This window comes from Micromonospora cremea (assembly GCF_900143515.1).
Lineage (GTDB): Bacteria > Actinomycetota > Actinomycetes > Mycobacteriales > Micromonosporaceae > Micromonospora > Micromonospora cremea.
On record NZ_FSQT01000002.1, the window covers coordinates 2,550,390 to 2,565,914 of the forward strand.

Consider the following 15,525-nt stretch of genomic DNA (forward strand, 5'->3'; position numbering starts at 1 on the left):
CCCCGGCTCCACCTCCGGCTCAACGCAGGACTATCGGGGGTTCGGCCAGGCGGGGGGTCAGGGGGACCTTCGGGGTCAGCCAGCTGGCGGTGGGGGACTGGTCGGGGTTGACCTGCCAGGCGCGGGAGACCCGGTCGACGGCCACCGGGTAGATGGTGAGCGTGCCGTCGGGGTCGATGCGCAGCCGCAGGAACGCCTTGGAGTCCTCGATGCCCTGACCGGCGAAGAGTTCGTTGACGTTCACCCCGAACGATCCCGCCACCAGCAGGTACGCCGCCACCAGTTGGCTGGCCACCAGGCCGCTCACCGGGCCGTAGAGCACCGCCGCGGCGACCACCGGCAGCGGCCATGGCCAGTCGTAGAACGGAAGCGCCAACCAGGCCCAGGTGCCGGCGGCGGCCAGCCCGACGTGTGCCAGGCCATGGCTGACGCCGAGAATCCAGTGCCGCGCGTGCCGCTTGCCGCTCGCGCTGGGTGGCTTGGCGAACAGGGCCGCGGCCAGCACGGTCACCAGCAGCATCATCACCAGGGGGACGCTGAACAGCCGCTGCTCGGTGGTGTCCGCCCAGTTCGCGGCCGCGCCCGCCATGGCCAGCATCAGGAGCGTGTGCAGGGTGCCGAGCAGAGTTGTGAAACCGGGGTTGCGGAACGGCAGCCGGGGGAAGATGCCCCAGCCGTAGCGGCGGGAGCGGGCCGCGTCCGGATAGCGGGCCACCAGGTCGTACGGCTGGGCGCGGCTGGCCCGCCGGGCCAGGGTGTCCCGCGGCGGCACCTCGATGCGCTCCGGCAGCTTGTGCGTCGGGTAGAGGTACGCCCCGCCGCCGCCACAGGTGATCAGCTGCCGGTCCGGCCCCGCGTAACGGGCGTAGTGGTGCAGGTCGCCCGAGAGCAGCAGCCGGACCTGCGCCCCGGTCGGGTCGATGATCGTCCGAATGAAGTAGTCGACCGAGTCGTACGCCGTCGGGTGGTCGGCGGCCTTGACCCAGGTCGGCGCCGGCATTGCGATGATCACCTTCGACTCGGGGCCGAGCTGCCGAGCCACCTCGTCGAAGTACGCCAACTGCGGGTCGTCCAGGTACGAGCCGGACTGGTCGTCCACGCCGAGCAGCCACCAGCCGGCCGGCAGCTCGACCGCGAAGTACGAGCGTGACTGCCCGGTGCCCCAACCGCCGAAGTGCCGGTCCCGGGAGCGGACGAACAACCGCAGGAAGGCGGTCAGGCCGTCGTACCAGTCGTGGTTGCCGGGCACCGCGAAGAGAGTGGGCCGCTCCGGCGGGGTCCCCGGCAGTGCGGCCTGGTAGGGGCCCTTGCACCGATCCTCGTACGAGGCGTACGCCGCCGACGGGTACACCTGGTCGCCGCCCATGACCAGGGTCTGCGCCCGGGGCAGCCGGTGCCCGTCCACGGTCAGCTCCGGCTGTGCCAGCAGGTACGCCACCGAGTAGGTGGCGTTGAAGCCGTCACCCAGGTCGGCCACGTAGTCGAGCCACAGCCCGCCGTCCGGCCCGGCCTGGCGGAAGGCGTCGTCGCCGAACGCGTTCTGCAACTCGCGCTTGTCCAGATACGCCCCGAAGAGCATGGCCAGCAGCGTCCGGATGCCGGTGCTGATCAGCAGGAAGGGCGCCAGCCACGGCACCGGCTTGCGCGGGGTGAAGCCCAGCTCCAGCGGGTCCGTGGTGCGGGGCCGATGGGCGACCCGCTCCCCGGCCGGCGCGCCGTCGGGACGGTCGTCCGCCGGGTCCTGCTGGTCGGGGCCGTCGAGGGGGGCGTGATCGTCGCTCACCCGCCGCAGCGTAGTACCGACCCCGATGATCCGCTGTCCGGTAAGCGTCCAGATGGCGGCCCATGTCCGGTTGGTGGCAGCGGGCGGGGAGGGGGTATCCCGTTCGGGCGGCGGCGGTGGGGTGCCGTACACTTGACGATCGTTGCCGCCTTAGCTCAGTCGGCTAGAGCGACGCACTCGTAATGCGTAGGTCGACGGTTCGATTCCGTCAGGCGGCTCGGTACAGAAGCCCAGGTCAACGACCTGGGCTTCGCCGTTTCCCGAGGTCGATCACACCGCCGCCGACGGTGCCGGTCCTTGAATAGTCCTTACCCCACGCAGTGACCGCGTCGTCCAAGCGGTTGGCGACCGCGTCCAGGTCGTCACCGAACTGGCCGGCATACACGTCCAGGGGCATCGACGCCGAGGCGTGCCCGAGCATTCGCTGCACCGCCTTGACGTTGGCGCCCGCCGCCACGGCGAGGCTCGCCGCCGTATGCCGCAGGTCGTGAGGAGTGAGCCCGGCCAACCCGACCGACGCCGCCGCCGGCTCGAACACCCGCGCCCGGAAGTTGGTGTTGCGCAGCGGCCCGCCATTCGGGGCGGTGAACACCAGCGCGTCCCGAACCTTCCCGGCGACGTGCGCGGCCACCTCGTCGACGAGGAACCGCGGGCAGCCACACCATGCGCTCGTGTGCGGCGCTGCGTGCGACCTTGGCTCGCCTGATGGAGACACACATGGACGTGGCCTGGACCGCGACCGATCCTGCAAGTGGCGACCTGGCCTCCACGGAGACCCGGTCTGACGTCGATGGCTTCATGTCCCGGCTCCAGCACCTTCTCGGCGCCGGAGAGGGATACACGGAGGTACGCCATGTCGAGGGGGACTACCCCGTGTTGACGTTCTCGTTCAGAGGGGACTACGCAGTCATGCACCTGTTTGGGTCGCCGAACGACTGCCGCCGTCTTCGTGGGGATGGCGGGCTGCCCGCGACGAGAACCGTCGAAGTGCCAGTGCTCGGCGACGACTGCGCAATCTCGGGTGAGTTCGTCTCCAGCCTGGCCAAGGCAACGGCGGCGACCGCAGCTTTCATCGACGGTGCTCCGGTCGAACGACTCGGAGAGTGGGTTCGGCTCTAAGCCTGCGCAGTCCCGTCTTGGTCGCCAGCACCGCTTGATCAGGACCGCCCTCGTGCCGTGGAGCGCGGCCCGGTCGCGGACCGTGAGTGCCTCCAGGGCTCGCCTGAGGATCATGTCAAGCGTCTGGTGGGACGCGAGTGTCAAGCATCTCCCGTGACCGGACACAGCGAGCCGATTTCCACTGGCGAATTGGCCTCTTTAAGGATCAAGGCGGCCCGCAAGCGGGCCGCGCCGGCCCGGCCCTGGCCTGCTGGCGACCTCCGGCCGGCATCGGCCGGGCCGGCCGGCCACGCTCGGGACGACCAGGACTTTGAAGACCTCGGGCTCTGCCCCGAACCCCGGCCCTCCTCAGAGATCAGCCGCGGATCACCTCGCCGGGCACCACAAGGGCTACCAGCCTCCCCGGACGGGGCCAAGGTCGTTCGTCCGGTAGGGCGCTCCACCTTGTCCCGTCCGGGGAGGCTGGACGGTCTACGACTGCCCGACGATGAGGTTCGCAGTGTCAGCGCCTACCGCCACGTGCCCTGCAACGCGAGGTGCTTGAGCGTTAGTTGACTAGCCGGCCGACCAGCGCGGCGAGCTGGTCGGGGTGCTCGTCGGTGACCAAGTGGCCGGCGGCGGGAATGATGACAGGGTCGACATGGAGCCTCTGTTGTGCCCCTGATCGCAGTCGGTTCGGGGGCAAGAACACGTCCTGGTCCCCGCTTGCGATTATGACGGGCATCGTGCGAGCTACCGCCGGTACGAGGTCATCGGAACTCACCGCACGGGCGTGTCGGGCGACCAACGTCATCCACTCCACCAGTTCGGCGCGGGGCGCTCGGCCGTGGGCAGACAGGATGCGCAGCAACCGAAGGCTCGAAGCAGCCCGTGGCCGCACCAGCCATCTCAGGAACGCCAACAAGACACAGGGAGTGACCCTGAGCCGGCACAGCCCTCCCGGAGCCACGGCGACCTTGCCCCGAATCCGTGGATGATCTGCCGTGAGCGCAACAGCGCCGCCGAACGAATGCCCGAACACCACGACCGGCCCGGCGGTGGTTTCCTCGATGACATCTCCCAGCCATGAGCTGTACCAGGTGAGCCGGCCACCGGCGGCATCCGCTTCACCGGAACTCAGTCCAGGCTGGCCCGGAATGTCGGCAGCGACCACCCGGTACCGCTGAGCCAAGGCTGTGAGCAGCGGCAGGTAGGCGGCCGTACTGAAGCGGTCACCAGCGACGAAGACGACCGTGACCGGGCCTGTGCCAGCGGTGACGACGTGCGTGTCTTCGCTCTGGGCACGAATCACGTGTCGATCGTGCTGGATCGGCCAGGCACTCAGCTGCTCCTCGCACCACTGGCGGATGCTGTCCCTGTCCGCAGGAGTCCGGTAGATCGACGTCACGGCTGCATCCTGCACCAGGATCATCGGAAGCACCACGCCACCTCGTGCATCGCGAGGATCATCGGCACCCGCCGTACAGCCATCCGTACAGCCAAGCCCGCCCGCCGACACCGACGCTGCCCGACAGCGGCGGACGGGCTGACCAGGTGTGCAGTCGCCCGACCAACCATCCGGATCTTCTTCTAAACCCAAGGCCGTCCGGCCGCCGGCGCCCACGCCGACGCTTGACAACCGCGATCGAGACTCGTCCGGTAGGGCGCTCCACCTTGTCCCCGCCCCAGGGCCCCGGCAAAGTCCTCAGGTGATGCCGAGTAGGGCCAGTGGTCGGTTGCTGTCGCGGGCGTGGTGGCGGTTGGCGGCGGCGATGTTGGTGACGCCGGTCAGGCGTAGTGCGCCGATGGCGGCGTTGCGCAGGGCTGCCATGACTTGGGGTCCGGTGCCGGTGCGGATCTGGGATCGGTCTTCGTCGTAGGTGACGTCGCGGACCCAGTGGACCTTGTTCTCGATGGACCAGTGACCGCGGAGCCAGGTGGCGAGCTGGGCGGGTTTGGCCTGGTGAACGAGCAGGTCGGTGATCGCGTAGACGGTTTCGGTGGTGAAGCGTTTCGGCTGGTCGAGGCGCCGGCGGCGGCGTCGGATCTGCAGTGCTTGGGCGGCGTTGGGGAAGTCGATCCCGGTGGAGATGGAGAGGATCTTCAGGGTGCGGATCTCTCGGCGGCCGTGACCACGGTCGCTGTCACGGGCGGCGTCGGGAACGGCCCGCCAGGGCAAGCGGGCCAGTTGGGCGTGCAGGCTGGGCTGGTTGCCTTTGACGGTGAGGATCCAGTGGGCACCGCGTTCGGCGAGGTAGGCGACGTGGTCGCGTTGGCAGTGCAGCGCGTCGGCGGTCACCACTGTGTCGCGCAGGTCGCTGAGCTGGTCGAGCAGCGGCTGGAACCGGGTGATCTCGTTCGTCTTGCCGTCGACATCGGTGCTGGCCAGCACCACACCCGTGGCCTGGTCGGCGGCGGCGAGGACGTGCCGGGCGACCGTGTCGCTGGTGCGGGAGCCACGTAACGTCTTGCCATCCACGGCGATCGCCCGGCGTGTTCCCGCCGTCGGCGCGGGGACCTGCGCGCCGAGCCAGGCACCGATCACCGCGGCCAGCCGATCGGGGTCCAGGGCCTGCAACAGCCTGCGGATCATGGCCTCTGACGGCCGCCGGCCCGCGTCGATCCCGAGCACCGCCGCGGTATCAGCGGGTAGATCAGCGACCCACTCACCGATCGCCGCATACGAGCGGTAACCAGCGACGACCGCACAGACCGCCGCCGCGACCACGGTTACCAGAGCATGCCGGACTCCACGCCGGGCACGTGGATCGGGCAGGGAACCCAACGCCGTGAGCAGGCCGGCAGCCGAGGCCACGGCAGATGTCCCGGGCGGTGCGGCAGACAACGATGAGATCAGCGATGATGGCAGCGCGGGCATGGCTCACTTCAAATAGATCAACAGGCCTCGAGAACCTCGATGATCTTCTGGAACGGCCATGCCCGCCCTGCTGCCCACACCAAGGGCGCGTCTACGCCAACCACCTCAACCCAGACACCCCTCACGACTTTGCCGGGGCCCTGGTCCCCGCCCGGGGAGGCTGGACGGTCTGGCGGCTGCCCGCCGACAAGATCCGCTCTCACCGACCAAGAACCGCACACCTTGAAGCAGTTGGGCGTCGCCATGCGGAAGGTAGGGCCGGAGAGCAACTCGCGTCATGCGCTGTGTATCAGAGTTGGTCAACCTTCTGTAGTTCCTTGGCGGTGTCGTTTACGAAACGGCGGCTGCTTATTGGCCGGCCGGTGGCTACCAAGCGGCGGGTGCGGCACGAAGGTCTTGCTCGACCCGCGCTCGTAGCGCCTTCGGGTCGACGCTGAGCTCGCGCAGAATGGCGCCGCAGTCGCCGGCATCGTCCTCGATCAGCGCAAGCAGAAGGTGACTGGTACCTGTGTCGGGGTGCCGGTAGGCAAGCGAGATCTCCATGGCCCGTGCCATCGCGGTGACAACGTGGGTGCCCGTGAACGGGTCGCCTGGGCGCTGACTGCTCAGTTGCTTGGTGAGCACCTCGGCCGGCGGCTCCTCGGGCCCGGCGCGCCATGCGGCCAGCACGCGGAGGCGGTCGGCATCGACACCGTGGGTGCGCAGGACGGCCGAACCTCGGTTGCGGCTGGAGTGATGGGCGGGCGCCCGGACTCGGGCCGCTTCGAGCGTGGCGTCATGTGTGAGCATCGCGAGCAGGATGTGTAGTGGGCCGATCACGTCTTGGCCGAGACGGATTGCCTGGCGTCTCGCCTCGAGGTCGACTCCGATCAGGGTCGGGCCGAGGCGGCTGAGTCGAGATGCGCGCGCGAAAAACCGTCCCGCGAGTCGATCGAACAGCGGCCCAGAACCTGGCCAGATCGCCAACCTCTCGTCGTCGAGGTCCGGATAGGGCTGGTCGGTCCTACGCATCGTCGGTTCGATGCGCAACCGGTCAATGGCCGACAGCCGCGCGTACTCATAGGGGAAGACGTAGTGGGTCCCGTCGCAGCCGCGCAGCTGCAGCATGCCAAGCACGAGATGGGACAGGTTGGCGAACGGTATACAGTTGTCGCGCGCGGCGTGCAGTGCGCCGGCCAGGGTGGTACGAACGCCACTCGTCCAAGGTGGGCGAGGGCGCGTGCCCTGCACGTCAGACTTTCTGAGCCGCCGGTCCGGCTGGCGGTGGATTCTCCACTCGACCTCGCGCAGAATCGCTTGCACCTCCTGGTCGAATTCGCTGACCGACTCGGACACCAGTTCGCTGACTGTTCGCCCGGCTGGAATGCGGTGCGGATCGGCAACCATCCGCTTGAGGTTCGCACCGCTTGAGCCCGCAAGCAGCCACGGCGGGACCGACTTGGGGTACAGCGCGACCCGGCACAGCATGTCGAGCGTGCCGACACTGCTCGCCCCGCGCCGCACCGCCGCTGAGTATGCCTGCAGCAACACCCTCATCGGCATCGCGCCGAGCGCGACGAACGCTCGCTGGGCCTCGTGCGGCGGCATTGGTCCTCCAGGTCCGGGACGGAATGGCGCCTCGATATCTAACTGACGCAATGGTGCCTCTTCAACGGGATGTAGAAGACAGGCTCAGCCCGTAGAAGAGAACGGCTGCGATCGAGGCTTCCATGATCGTGAACCGTAGGCGCCCGCTGTCGGTGGCGCTACAGCCATTCGTACCGGCAAGACCACACACCCTCACGTCGGCGAGCGGTCCGCATCTGGTCCGCAAGAGGTCGGCGGACCGCGGGGGAGTGGTGTGAGATGTCGAGTGGTGTTTCCACAGCGCCCCCTCCAGCCATGCCGCCGCTTCCCGTGCGATCTCCGGTGCCACGTGGGCGTAGATGTTGAGGGTCACGCTCATCTGCGAGCGGCCGAGGATCTCCATGACCACGCGGGCGGGCACGCCCTGGGCGAGAAGGACGCTCGCCGCCGTGTGCCGTAGGTCGTGCAGCCGAACCTGCCGCAGACCGGCCTGCCGGATGATGTCCCGGAATGGGCGGTAGTCGTTGCGCGGGTGGATCGGGGTGCCGACGCTGGAGACCAGACCCGGGTCGGCCCAGTTGTCGGCGTCGAGACGTACGGCCGCCTGGCGCTCATGATGGCGGCGTAGGGCCGCCAACACTGTGGGCGGCAGCGGCAATGTCCGACGGGACCGCGCAGTCTTCGTCTCGACGAAGACCAAGCCGCCCGTGTCGGGATCGCGTTGCAACTGCCCTCGCACCCGGAGCGTGCCGGCGACTAGGTCGAGGTCATCCCACCGCAAGCCAAGAACCTCGCCCTGCCGAAGCCCCAGCGCGATCCCGATGAGCCAACGGGCCTCCAGGGGCAGGCCTTCGACGGCCTTGAGGAATCTCGAGGAATCTCCGGGCCTCGCCAAGGGCGTAGGGGCGGACTTCTACGTGAGGCAACGAAGGGGGGCTCGACCAGCGAAGCCGGGTTGACGTGGATCAACTGCCATCGGACCGCGACATTGAGCGCCCGTCGGAGATTGGCGTGCAGCCGCCGGACGCTACCGACCGACAGGACCGTGAGCCGATCCCTGTAGAAGGAGGTCAGATGCGCAGGCGTCAGCTTGTCGAGTCGATGACGTCCCAGCATCGGCTCAATTTGGTGCACAACCCCACCCTTGACAACGACCATTGAGACTCGTCGGGTAGGGCGCTCCACCTTGGCCCCTTCCGGGGGAGACTGGATGGTCTACGACTGCCCGACGAGGAGATGCGCAGTGTCAGCGCCTACCGCTCGGAACGTAGTCGTTTGCAGAGTAGACCGACAGGCGGAAGCCCATCGGCACCCGCTGGTGACGAGGCAGGCCGAGCACCTCGTAGTCGACCGCGAGATCGTCGAAAAACAGCGATGATCCCGAGGCAAACTCCACGTCCGGGATCGTGATCGTGACGAAGACCGGCAGTTCGGCGCCCGCCGCCACCCGGACCGACCGGAACGGTTCCGCCGCAGCCGGGTCGAACACGGCGGCGGTGGCTTCGTCGGCATGGTTTACCGCTAGGCGGGCGATCTTGAAAACTTGCTGATCCGATGGGCGTCCATTGACGCCGGTGATTGTCGCCGGCCACGGGCCGGGATTGCGGATGGACGCGCCGAACGTAACCTGTCCTCCGGGACTGAAGGCGAACCGCAGCTCCGTTCGCTGCCCTTCCGTGCGGGACTCCGCGTCAGCCCCGTGCCACCGCGAGCTGCCGTGATCGAGGCGATGGCCGATGGTGGCCGACAGATACCCGGCGCACAGTGCGACAGCTAGCATCGCGGCAACGAGGAACCGCCAACGGCGCGCCACAGGAGACCTCCACGTGGGACGAGCATCGGCGTCAGCGCCCATGACAGCGCACGTTACAAGGCGCATCAGCCCGCCGCTGCCCGCCCCGGCCGACCTTTGGCGGCGTTCTGCGGGGGCTACGCGATCGCTGGCCACGACGCGACCTGACAGGCAGACGGCGTGACGACGGGGTCGCGCTGGCCGGTCCGCATCGAGTCCGCAAGAGGGTGACGGACGGTGGGGGACCGCTGTGAGATAGCGAGAGGCTTTCCGCTGCTAGACACGCACGTGCCCGGGTTGCCTTGAAGTTCAGGACCGCAAACAGCAAGTGATGGAGCTCGACACCTAGACCCGCACAGGTGCGGCATGAACACGGTGCCAACTCGTCTATGTCCGACCACAGCCTTAACGCAGGAGTTCTGATCGGGACGGTGCCGAACGCCGACCGACGGCAACCCGCGCCTGCTCCCGTACACGAGCCGCCACGAGTCGGCAGCAGCCGACAACTTCGGTTCGGATCCCTCCGGCGGGGTCACGCCGTCGCAGTGACGGCAGCAGGGGGAGTGTCCGTGGCCAAGCGTCGGGTCGTCTCTGGCCCGTATGCGGCCGAAGCCTCAAGCTTCTGCGCCGGTCAGCCGGACTGCGGGCGCCCGGGCCAGTCGCCACCGCGTCGCGCCGTAGCCGAGCAGGAAGACGATCGCGGCTGCTTCCAGGCTCGGAATCATGGTCGCGGCGAGGGCCGGTCGGTTCGGAGCAGTCAGGGCGCCGAAGAACGGGTCAGCGGTCATGTACAGCGACCCGCAGATCGGGACGACGACGGCCACCGTAACCGCCCACCAGCGGTTGAGTAGCGCGGCCAGGCCGATCCCAACGATCGCGAACAGCGGGACACCGGCCGCCGCGCGAAGCACCACCGGCCACACCGCCTCCTCGGCCAAGATCTGCACCGGCAGGAAGATGTCCTTCGAGGCCAGCTCGCGCCGAACCCAGTGGTCGGCGACCACTCTGGGCGCCAGCGGCAGCACTACGGCGAGGTCGGCCACGTCGAGGAGCACACCGAACAGCGCTGCCACGCCCGCCTTCGCCATCAGGTACCGGCCGGGACGGGGCGGCGGGGCAAGCCGGGCCGGCGACGATTCCAGGGCCGGCAGCGAGGGCCGGGCCGGGCGGCCGGTCAGCCATGGATCACGTAGCACCAGGAACGCCCCGGCCGCCAGCGCGGCCAGTTGAGCCCAGCCGAGGCCCGAGGTGTGGATCGCCTTGACGTCGAAGTGATACGCGTCAAGCTGTTCTTCTAAAGTCTGCGGGTCGTAGTAGACGTAGAACATGTAGGCGTCGGCGTTGAACGAAAGACTGCTCAGGCCGGCGAGCGCGACCAGGGGCGGCAGGAGCCACAGCGCCCGACTGCGGGCCAACCTGAGCAACTCCTGACGCAACAGACCGCTCATCCGCGTCAATCTACCCGTTGGCCGATTTGGCTCGTGGACGGCGCAGGGCGGGGCCAGTTCCTGCTTACGCTGCCTTTGGCGGCCAGGTGGCGAACGGATCCGCTGTCTCACCGGTCGCGTTGCCGTCCGGGTGATCGCCCATGGGAGCTTTGCTACCGGCAGAGGCGAGGAGCAGCCAGGCTTAGCAAGCAGTCGAACGTTGTCCGTTCGACACAGCCACCCAGCCGTGCAACCCGGCCTGTGGGGCGGCAGCAGGCATCGTTACGTCGAGTCGACGGCTGCGGCCAGTGCGCGTATCGCCGGGGTCTCGTTGACTGTCCGCCATACCAATGCCCATCGGCATGGCGGGGCATCGCGGATGGGAACGTAGACGATTCCCGGCCATGGGTAGAAGCTGCCCCCACGGCCCGCTCGGCGCCGCACGACAACAGCACCGGCACACCGTTCTCGGCATGACAGGACGTCTGGGCGGCAGCTTGGCCGCCCGACACAACCTCCTGTCATTCCCGAAGCGTGCGGCGAACAGCTCGAGGATCAGCGGACCGCGCGTGTGCTCGGGCGAACTGGACGACATCGCCGTCGTCAGGCGCCGCCCAGCGATCCTGGGTTGGGTCTGTGAGCGGATTCGGACGAAGAAGTACCTGTCCCGGCGGTGCGGCGCTGGCGGCGCCGCCGTTCGGCCATGCCGCCGAGGAGATTCAGCCCAAGGGCGTATGCCGCGGCGCTGATCAGTAGGGCGGCGCTGGCGCTGCGTCCCCAGTCCCCCATGAGCACGGGCGGCTGAGTCCAGACATCAATCGACAGGGCGGCCAGTGCAATTGCCGCACCCGCCGCGATCGGTGGAGCCGTCCACAGCAGCCAGTACGGGGCGTTGAACTCGTCGTCCTGCAGCAGGCCGTTCAGAGTGGCCGCGCACCAAACCGCTACCAGCAGCGCGAGGAGCAGCCAACGCCCGCGGCGAGCCAAGCCGCCGAGCAGCACGCCAAGGCCCACTCCGGCGGCGACGTATAGCGGGTAGGCAGCCAGCTCGCGCACAAGGACTCGGACCAGGACGGGGTCGTCGAGTGGCGCCGTGGTGAAGTAGCTACCCTCGCCGCTCTGGGCCAGCGGATACGCGACCACGAAGGTCACACCCGCCAAAACCACGGCGAGCGGGACCGCCACCATCAGCGCGGTAACGTGCGCGTGGCGGCGGGCGAGTGCGGCACCAGTCAGCAGCGCGAGGAGTTGTCCGCATAAGACACCGGACGTGTACCGGAAGATCCGCTTAGTGGAAATCCACTCGTGCTGCTGGGCGTCGCCCTGTGGGTCATAGTTGACCCAGAACTCGTAGAACCCGTCGTTGAACGGCATGGCCGCGAACACCAGCAGCACCATCACGGGTACGGACCACACCGCCGGATGCGCCACCACGCGCTGCAACACCGACGATCTGGGCTGGCCACCCTCTGCGCGCATCTGCCAAGGATGCCCGCCCGCCCCGGTCACCGTTGGACAACACACACGCAATCGATCAAGCACCTCGCCGGCGGTATTGAACGTTCAGCCACCAATCCCAGCGCGCCGCCACGCGGGCCGGCCTCCGGCGTGCCGAGCATCTCGACAGTCACGGTGAGGACGGCCTCGACTCGATTTCACCTCGCGCTGGTGATCACGATGCACGAAGTGGCCGGTCCGCGCCGGCCCCCGCGTCTCATTTGCAGCGGTGGGTGTCGGCGTCAAGATCGACCTCGACGGAGGCGTCACTGGCCGGGGTGGCCACGGCATGGAACGGGTTAGTCAGCACGTCGGCTGCGCTGCACGACCCGCCGGGCCGTGACTCCTCGACGCGTACCGTCAACCGACCATCCCGCTTCGAGATCTCGTCAATCCGGACGGAGTAGCCGCCGCTGGGTCTGGTGCCGAGCACGTAGAAGATCACCATCTCGGTCGTCCAGTCGACGGCCGGCGGTGCTGACGGCTGCCCCCGCATGGCCATCAACCCCTGCCAGCGCTGCTCCCACTCGGGCTGCGTCCGCACCACGAACAGCCCTGCCACGTGGGCGTCGGAGACGTCGTCATCTGCCAGCGCGCGGAACCCGACGGGCTCGCCGTCGGACCCCGTGCACCCCGCCATCGAGATGGCCATCACCATGGCCATGCCCAGCAGTCGTCGCATGACCCCCCCCGCTTGGATCGTCAGGCATGATTGTCTGGCATGCTTCGGCGTCTGCGCATCAACCGCTCAGCCGACTCCGGGCGGCTCGGACCTCTCAGCTGGTGACCCGCTGCGCCACCGCTGCGACTGACATGCCGGCGACAACGCGCGGCACCGGGCCGGTGCTTCTCGCCTCAGGCCGGTCCGCCACGGCTGCGTCACCAGTCCTGCGGTGACAGACGCATGTGCGCACGGGTCGACCGCCCGGCCTGGTTGGACAGCTCCGGTAAGGACTTCCCGTCGATCCCGTGGGTAACGGGTCCGATGCGACGTCACTAGGATCTGGGAGTGGACGATTTGCATGGCCAGATCATCGACCTCCGGCGTCCGTGACGGGCTGGGCGCGGCTGTTCGTCAGCCACTGCCAATACCAGGTGTTCACCGTGCCGGGTGCGTCCGACGTGGGGATCTACATCCTCGGTGACGACCTGGTGCACGTCGGCGGGCCGATTCAGCTCACCGGCTTCTGCGGCATACACACCGGCTGGATCGAGGCACGCGTCCATGTGTTGCCCGGGCCTCTGGCGGAGGTCGGCGCCGACTGGGACGCGATCAGCGAGGCGACCCTCTGGAGCCCCCGCGGCAGGCTGTCGGTCGTCGGTCTGATGGGCGGCACCTCGGAGGCCCTCACGGACGTCGACGTCCCGCGCGGGCTGATCCGGGTGCGGGTGCACGCGCGCGACCGCCTGCACGAGACCGTACGCACCGACGACGACCCGCCGGAGCGGCACGAGCTGCACATCTGGGCGGTGTCCGAGGAGACGCCATGGCGCACTGTGCTGACCGACCCGGGAGGCCGCGACTGGGAGCAGAAGCCGGCGAAGGCTGCCGAGCGGGCGATGCTGTCTCTGGTGCCGCGCCCGTCCGGCCGTCAGGCCATCCTTCGGCCGCTGCCACCCGACCCGTACGAGGATGACGCCGACCTGCCCCGGGTAACGGTCGTCCGTCACCGGCCCGCGCCGGTCGCGGTCTCGGCGGGAGTGCTGCCCGCCGGTGACCTGGAGGTCCGGCTGGAGCGGGTCGGCGGCGAGCTACTTCGGTGGTCATGGGCCACCGCCGACGAGCCGATCTTCCCTCATCCGCTGGCCACGCTGCCGGACGATGAGCCGAGTACCGTACGGCTGACATACGGCCCCGACGGCTTCACGCTGCGGCACGAGGGAGTGCTGGGCCGGCACGCCTTCGCCCTCGGCCTGATCTGGGACCATCTGCTCGATACCGCCGGGTCGCATCCGTGGATGGAGACGTTGCGCGGGCAGGCCGCCGAGGCGACCGCGCTGGCCGAGAAGGCCCGCCGCCTGCGGGCCGAGCGCGACGCCGACCGGTGGGGAGGTGCTCCGCCGTCGGATCGTGTCCGCGGGCTCCTTGGCCAGGCGCGGTCCCTGGCCCGGATCGACCGCCCGTTGCTCGACCGCATCGACGCGCTGCCCGCGGCCCGCCAGCGCGAGGCAGCCTGCTGGGCGGCCCGCCGCGCGATGCGTGTGGCCGGGCTCGAACGGATCGGGTGGATCGCCGACGCGCTCGCCGCCGCCGAGGCCAACCGCCCACTGCCCCGGCCCTTCACCGAGCAGAGCGGCATCCCCGCGTTCGACCGGCTCTTGTCCGATCCGGAGGTGCCGCACACCATCATCACGCTCTGCCTGGCTTCGAAAGCGCTCGGCACACGTCACGTCACCGGGGTGCTCCAGCAGGCCGCCGCGTTCCCCGCCCTGATCGCCCTGGCGAATGACGATCCGCTGGCCGCCGCGATCGACGCCGTCTACAACGCGGCAATCGCCCACGGCGACGACCGCGACCGCTTCCTCACCGACCCCTACACCGCCCTGCGCTGAACCGCCGATCCGGCATGCGAAGCCAAAGACGGCACCCGAACCATCGCTACCGCGTGCGGAGCCGAGTCGACGAACGCCCCGACCGAACGCATGACGGAGCCGTGCCTGCGCGCTCTCATGCCCATCGGCGACGCCCGGGACTGCGCAGGCCAAATGGGAGCCACACGATCAGCGTGGGCAGCCGATGTGAGAGCGATGGCCCGGACGCCTAGGGCCGAAACCTGGCCGGGCGGCGGTCATGCAACAAGTAGCCGATGAGCGCGCACACTCGCGGCGATGCGCCTGGCTGCGCTTTACTGGGCGATCAGTGGTTGCGGGATCCGGCCATGTCCGGGGATCGGGCTCGCACGCCCGATCCCCGGGGTCACCGCACCGCGCTACAAGTTCAAGTCGATCCGCAGACCCGCGTCGTCAACCGCTGCCACGCAAGTCTTGCCCTAACGTGGCAGGTCTTTCTCGATCGGTCGTCGTCGGGATGTCATCGCCTGTCAGCCTGGCGGAGCATCGCGTCTGTTTCGGGGTCGGGCATGAGCTGCCGGACCTCTTGCGCACAGCGGCAAGCGACGGCGGTCTTGGCTGCCCACGTCAGCGCCTCTTCGCGTGAGGCCACGTCGACGACCATGAACCCGCCGATGACCTCCTTGGTCTCCGGGTAAGGGCCGTCGGTGACCGTCCCGTCCGTGGCCACGACGCTCGCCCTCTGCCTTTGCAGTCCGGCGCCGAACACCCACACGCCGGCGTTTACGGCCTCCTGGACCACCGCGTGCGAGGCCTTGCCCACGTCGGGAAAGTCCTCGTCCGGGATGTGGTCCATCGCGCCGTCATTGAACGAGATCAAGTACCGGGTCATCCCGTGACTCCCTTGTCCCGGCGGCCTCCTCCGGCCACCTGTCACCTGTTCTACGAACGACTCGCCCCGTAATCGACGCTA

The 15,525-nt window shown here is 68.8% G+C and carries 13 protein-coding genes and 1 tRNA gene; 3 read left to right on the plus strand and 11 right to left on the minus strand.

Annotation, left to right across the window (positions count from 1 at the left end; translation table 11 throughout):
- Positions 1–19: 19 nt before the first annotated feature.
- Entirely contained in the window at positions 20–1,915 is a 1,896-nt protein-coding gene (locus tag BUS84_RS25320) for a metallophosphoesterase family protein (protein WP_425293465.1), read from the minus strand.
- A 12-nt stretch (positions 1,916–1,927) separates the two neighbouring features.
- On the opposite strand from BUS84_RS25320, the gene BUS84_RS25325 reads away from it, so the two are divergent.
- Positions 1,928–2,001 (plus strand) — tRNA-Thr (locus BUS84_RS25325).
- A 17-nt stretch (positions 2,002–2,018) separates the two neighbouring features.
- On the opposite strand, the gene BUS84_RS25330 is transcribed toward BUS84_RS25325, so the two are convergent.
- On the minus strand, positions 2,019–2,414 hold the full coding sequence (locus BUS84_RS25330; RefSeq protein WP_074316156.1) for a tyrosine-type recombinase/integrase: 396 nt from the start codon (positions 2,412–2,414) through the stop codon (positions 2,019–2,021).
- Positions 2,415–2,500: 86 nt separating this feature from the next.
- Between BUS84_RS25330 and BUS84_RS25335 the strand changes: the two genes are divergently transcribed.
- On the plus strand, positions 2,501–2,902 hold the full coding sequence (locus tag BUS84_RS25335; protein ID WP_143728503.1) for a hypothetical protein: 402 nt from the start codon (positions 2,501–2,503) through the stop codon (positions 2,900–2,902).
- Positions 2,903–3,449: 547 nt separating this feature from the next.
- Here the strand turns inward: BUS84_RS25335 and BUS84_RS25340 are convergent.
- The 8 genes from BUS84_RS25340 to BUS84_RS25375 all read right to left on the minus strand — a co-directional run bounded on the left by BUS84_RS25340 (position 3,450) and on the right by BUS84_RS25375 (position 12,723).
- Positions 3,450–4,313 (minus strand): alpha/beta fold hydrolase, encoded by an 864-nt coding sequence (locus BUS84_RS25340; protein ID WP_208869730.1) that lies wholly within the window; start codon positions 4,311–4,313, stop codon positions 3,450–3,452.
- A gap of 273 nt (positions 4,314–4,586) precedes the next feature.
- Positions 4,587–5,759 carry an ISAs1 family transposase gene (locus tag BUS84_RS25345; RefSeq protein ID WP_280175136.1) on the minus strand — a complete coding sequence of 391 codons (1,173 nt, stop codon included), beginning with the start codon at positions 5,757–5,759 and terminating at the stop codon, positions 4,587–4,589.
- A 366-nt stretch (positions 5,760–6,125) separates the two neighbouring features.
- A complete protein-coding gene (locus BUS84_RS25350) occupies positions 6,126–7,346 on the minus strand; it encodes a Clp protease N-terminal domain-containing protein (RefSeq protein WP_074316159.1) in 1,221 nt (406 codons plus the stop codon).
- Between the two features lie 61 nt (positions 7,347–7,407).
- Positions 7,408–8,220, minus strand: a complete 813-nt coding sequence (locus BUS84_RS25355; protein ID WP_074316161.1) for a site-specific integrase — start codon at positions 8,218–8,220, stop codon at positions 7,408–7,410.
- A 351-nt stretch (positions 8,221–8,571) separates the two neighbouring features.
- Positions 8,572–9,180 (minus strand): hypothetical protein, encoded by a 609-nt coding sequence (locus BUS84_RS37705; protein ID WP_143728504.1) that lies wholly within the window; start codon positions 9,178–9,180, stop codon positions 8,572–8,574.
- Between the two features lie 551 nt (positions 9,181–9,731).
- On the minus strand, positions 9,732–10,565 hold the full coding sequence (locus tag BUS84_RS25365; RefSeq protein WP_074316166.1) for a hypothetical protein: 834 nt from the start codon (positions 10,563–10,565) through the stop codon (positions 9,732–9,734).
- 582 nt (positions 10,566–11,147) lie between these two features.
- A complete protein-coding gene (locus BUS84_RS25370) occupies positions 11,148–12,023 on the minus strand; it encodes a hypothetical protein (protein WP_143728505.1) in 876 nt (291 codons plus the stop codon).
- Between the two features lie 235 nt (positions 12,024–12,258).
- The gene (locus BUS84_RS25375; RefSeq protein WP_084757587.1) at positions 12,259–12,723 is read right to left on the minus strand and encodes a protease complex subunit PrcB family protein; all 465 of its coding nucleotides are present in this window, start codon (positions 12,721–12,723) and stop codon (positions 12,259–12,261) included.
- A 368-nt stretch (positions 12,724–13,091) separates the two neighbouring features.
- Here BUS84_RS25375 and BUS84_RS25380 point away from each other — a divergent pair, with 368 nt between their 5' ends.
- Positions 13,092–14,594, plus strand: coding sequence for a hypothetical protein (locus BUS84_RS25380; protein ID WP_074316173.1), 1,503 nt, complete (start codon positions 13,092–13,094; stop codon positions 14,592–14,594).
- A gap of 478 nt (positions 14,595–15,072) precedes the next feature.
- Here BUS84_RS25380 and BUS84_RS25385 read toward each other — a convergent pair whose 3' ends face one another.
- On the minus strand, positions 15,073–15,444 hold the full coding sequence (locus BUS84_RS25385; RefSeq protein ID WP_074316175.1) for a YciI family protein: 372 nt from the start codon (positions 15,442–15,444) through the stop codon (positions 15,073–15,075).
- Positions 15,445–15,525 lie beyond the last annotated feature (81 nt).

Excerpts from the sequence above, each read along its gene's own strand:
- BUS84_RS25385 (WP_074316175.1), bottom strand. The coding sequence starts at position 15,444 with ATGACCCGGTACTTGATCTCGTTCAATGACGGCGCGATGGACCACATC.
- BUS84_RS25370 (WP_143728505.1), bottom strand. The coding sequence starts at position 12,023 with ATGCGCGCAGAGGGTGGCCAGCCCAGATCGTCGGTGTTGCAGCGCGTG.
- BUS84_RS25335 (WP_143728503.1), top strand. The coding sequence starts at position 2,501 with ATGGACGTGGCCTGGACCGCGACCGATCCTGCAAGTGGCGACCTGGCC.
- BUS84_RS25350 (WP_074316159.1), bottom strand. The coding sequence starts at position 7,346 with ATGCCGCCGCACGAGGCCCAGCGAGCGTTCGTCGCGCTCGGCGCGATG.
- BUS84_RS25365 (WP_074316166.1), bottom strand. The coding sequence starts at position 10,565 with ATGAGCGGTCTGTTGCGTCAGGAGTTGCTCAGGTTGGCCCGCAGTCGG.
- BUS84_RS25375 (WP_084757587.1), bottom strand. The coding sequence starts at position 12,723 with ATGCGACGACTGCTGGGCATGGCCATGGTGATGGCCATCTCGATGGCG.
- BUS84_RS25345 (WP_280175136.1), bottom strand. The coding sequence starts at position 5,759 with ATGCCCGCGCTGCCATCATCGCTGATCTCATCGTTGTCTGCCGCACCG.
- BUS84_RS37705 (WP_143728504.1), bottom strand. The coding sequence starts at position 9,180 with ATGGGCGCTGACGCCGATGCTCGTCCCACGTGGAGGTCTCCTGTGGCG.
- BUS84_RS25340 (WP_208869730.1), bottom strand. The coding sequence starts at position 4,313 with ATGATCCTGGTGCAGGATGCAGCCGTGACGTCGATCTACCGGACTCCT.